This window comes from Paraburkholderia sp. BR14374, from assembly GCF_040948685.1.
GTDB classification, from domain to species: domain Bacteria; phylum Pseudomonadota; class Gammaproteobacteria; order Burkholderiales; family Burkholderiaceae; genus Paraburkholderia; species Paraburkholderia youngii.
Genome location: NZ_JBFPKF010000081.1, coordinates 1 through 2835 on the forward strand (window position 1 = coordinate 1; position 2835 = coordinate 2835).

2 protein-coding genes and 1 pseudogene are annotated in these 2835 nt (G+C 57.3%); 2 read left to right on the plus strand and 1 reads right to left on the minus strand.

Annotated elements, in window-relative coordinates; translation table 11 throughout:
• A pseudogene (locus tag AB3X86_RS37945) lies at positions 1–129 on the plus strand (IS3 family transposase); the annotation flags it as partial.
• An 841-nt stretch (positions 130–970) separates the two neighbouring features.
• Here the strand turns inward: AB3X86_RS37945 and AB3X86_RS37950 are convergent.
• On the minus strand, positions 971–1195 hold the full coding sequence (locus AB3X86_RS37950) for a hypothetical protein (RefSeq protein WP_368599866.1): 225 nt from the start codon (positions 1193–1195) through the stop codon (positions 971–973).
• Between the two features lie 27 nt (positions 1196–1222).
• Here AB3X86_RS37950 and AB3X86_RS37955 point away from each other — a divergent pair, with 27 nt between their 5' ends.
• The gene (locus AB3X86_RS37955) at positions 1223–1981 is read left to right on the plus strand and encodes a 4'-phosphopantetheinyl transferase superfamily protein (protein WP_368599867.1); all 759 of its coding nucleotides are present in this window, start codon (positions 1223–1225) and stop codon (positions 1979–1981) included.
• The last annotated feature ends 854 nt before the right edge of the window (positions 1982–2835 follow it).

A 2835-nucleotide genomic window follows, 5' to 3' on the forward strand; every position in this document is an offset into this window, starting at 1 on the left:
ATGGCGACGCTCGAATGGGTGGACTGGTTCAACAATCGTCGGCTCTTCGGCCCCATCGGCAACATTCCACCTGCCGAGGCAGAAGCCGCTTACTATGCAAATCTCGCTGAGTCTGTCACTGTGGCATAACGCAAGCAAAACGGTCTCCGGAAATCCCGGGGCGGTTCGGTCACGGGCTGCATCACGTCTGTAGGGCGGCGCTGTCCCTGATTGCACAGCAGCGGCAGAAATGGGCGTTGCCAGATGAACTATGGATTGCCCAAGCTATGAGACCGGCCAAGACGCGTTCTGGATCTGTCATGCCTTGCAAGGTCGCGGGATCGAATGCTGTCTTGTCGATCCCACTAGCATCTCTGTGGAACGCCAGAAGTAGCGCGACAAGACGCACCGAATGGAAGTAATCGTGCTGGCCATCAACCTGCGTGTGTTGGCCGCATGGTAAACGGGATCGCATGCACGCGATCCGTGTGCCGTTGCTGCCCGATGAGACGTCGTGCAACGTCATACGCGACCGTGGGCAACTGCAGAGGGAAGTCCCGCAACACCGGCGGCGCACGTGCAAGCTACTGGTCCCGCTCGGTTACTGGGGTCGAGTCGACAGCCGGAAGTTCACCGCACGTCTGTGCACGCGGCGAGGCACGGTGCCACGACGGTACGCCACTACCATTGGAACTTCAGCGACGGCTGTTGCGCGAATGCGAACAACTGGTGCTCCTTAAGCAGTAACTGGCGACACTGGAAAAGGAGACGCTCGGGAGCCTCCCGAAGCCGAGCGGAAGCGAATCGATCGCCTCAAACGCCTGAGTGGCATTGGGGCCGTTGGTGGCTCGCGACTGGCGCTGGAACTGTTCTGGCGGCGGTTTGAGCCTCGTGACAGTGGTGAGAGCCAGGTCGCCAAGGCCATCAGCAATCAAGGCAATCGGAGAGTGCGGGCACTACGGATCGAGACGGCATGGCCGTGGATCCGTTATCATCCAGAGAGCGTCATTGACGTATTGGGTTCTCGCAGCGAACTGCTGGCACGGCCCCCAATCGCCGCGCGCGACGGATAGCAATCGGTGCACTCGCACATTTCGTACGGCGGGAAACTGGTCGAGAGCATGCGCCAAGATGCACCGGCCTGCACCATCCAGCGCAGCGCGTTGAAAATATCGCGAATCACATGTCGGCGCTGCGGCGCGGCTTCGCTCGTCAAGAGTACCGTCACTATCGGAGCGAATTGATGACTGTCCCAGCAACGTCGGCTTTCGATGTGCGCGAGCTCGCTGTACCACGTGCTTCGGCAGCAGATATTGAGATCTTTCTCATCACCTTCGATTTTCGCGCGACGCTCGACTGTCCCGCATTCGCTCCACTCTCGGACGATGAGCGTGAAAAGGTCGCGCGCTTCCGACGCCGCGACGATGCGCTGCGTTGTGCCATCACGCGCGTCGTGCTGCGTCAGTTGCTGGCCGAACGAACAGATTTGAAGGCAAGTGAATTGCGTTTCGAGCTAGACACCGGTGGTCGACCGCGTCTCGATAAGTCGATACAAGGGGGCCCCGGTCGGCAACTCGACTTCAACGTTTCGCATTCTGAGCAGTATGGTCTGGTCGCAATTGCGCGGCGACGGACGGTTGGTGTAGATATCGAATTTGCTCGCAATGACCTCAACTGGAGGAAACTCGCGTCAGCGGTGTTTGCGCCGCGCGACGAAGCACACGTAACCGCATTGCCGATGCACAGACGAACCGACGCATTTTATGACGTATGGACGGCAAAGGAAGCGGTGTTGAAGGCGCGTGGCGTCGGCATCGGAGGCGGTATGACATGGTTTTCTGTACTTGGCGACGGGCAGCACGAGCCAAGGATCGTAGTTTCCGAGGAGAGTGTGTGCAATCGCGACCTGATTGCGAATCTCGACGCAGTTTGGCTTCGTGCCCTGAACGGTTATGCCGCGTGTGTCGTGTGGTCGCGCGACGCCGCTTGGTGCGATGCGTAGGCACAATGTAGCTTGAGCGTTTCGAGAATTTAACTCCGACCAAAGTTTGCGCTAGCGCGTAGCGAAAGCGGCCGGTCGGCGCATCCGAAATGCATAACCTGTGCAAAAAATCATCGCGATCTGATCAAAAGCGCCGTTGCAGAGAAAAGGAATTGGTGAGATTCGGCCCGTTTCCTGAGACCAGAAATACCAAAAATTGAGATTGCCCCGTATGGCACGTGCCAACCATGACATGCTAGCAATGGCTGGACTGCCCTTTACACGTCGATGTGTATGTCCAGACTCCCATGTCCCCCCAATACTCTGGAGCCCACATGTCAACGCCATTCGTCTACTTCGACTGGTCAGCCAACATGTTGTAGACATCGGCGGTGATGCGAGTTGCAATGTCGAGGACGGCAGAGGAAATTTTAGCGCACATCCGGCTGCGGACATATTCTTCGAGTCGCCGGTAAAGACTACCATTGCTGGGTCTCGGTTATAGGCAGTAATCACGCCCCCTTTCATTCCTGATGATGTCGGAAGCGCACTTCAAAAGGTCTTATAAATTTTTGCGCTGAACTCCCATTTCATGGTGTTCACCATGTCGGTCCAAGTCCGCGTAAAGGACGGTCGCGGCCTAAGGTCTTTCGCGTGGCTAGAGTTGAGACGCGAATCCTCGGGGTTAGGGATACCAGTACTCTCCAGTGAACGTTTCACCAACCCATTTCTTCAAATCGTCGGTCAGAGAGGTGGCGCCGGAATTTCGGACAAGGTCGGTAAGTGGAACGGTCGGGGCCTGAGCTGGTCATAGGGACCAGCAAAAGGAACCCAAAGATGGCAAAAAGAAGCGGCCGGTCGCATAGCCCGGCATT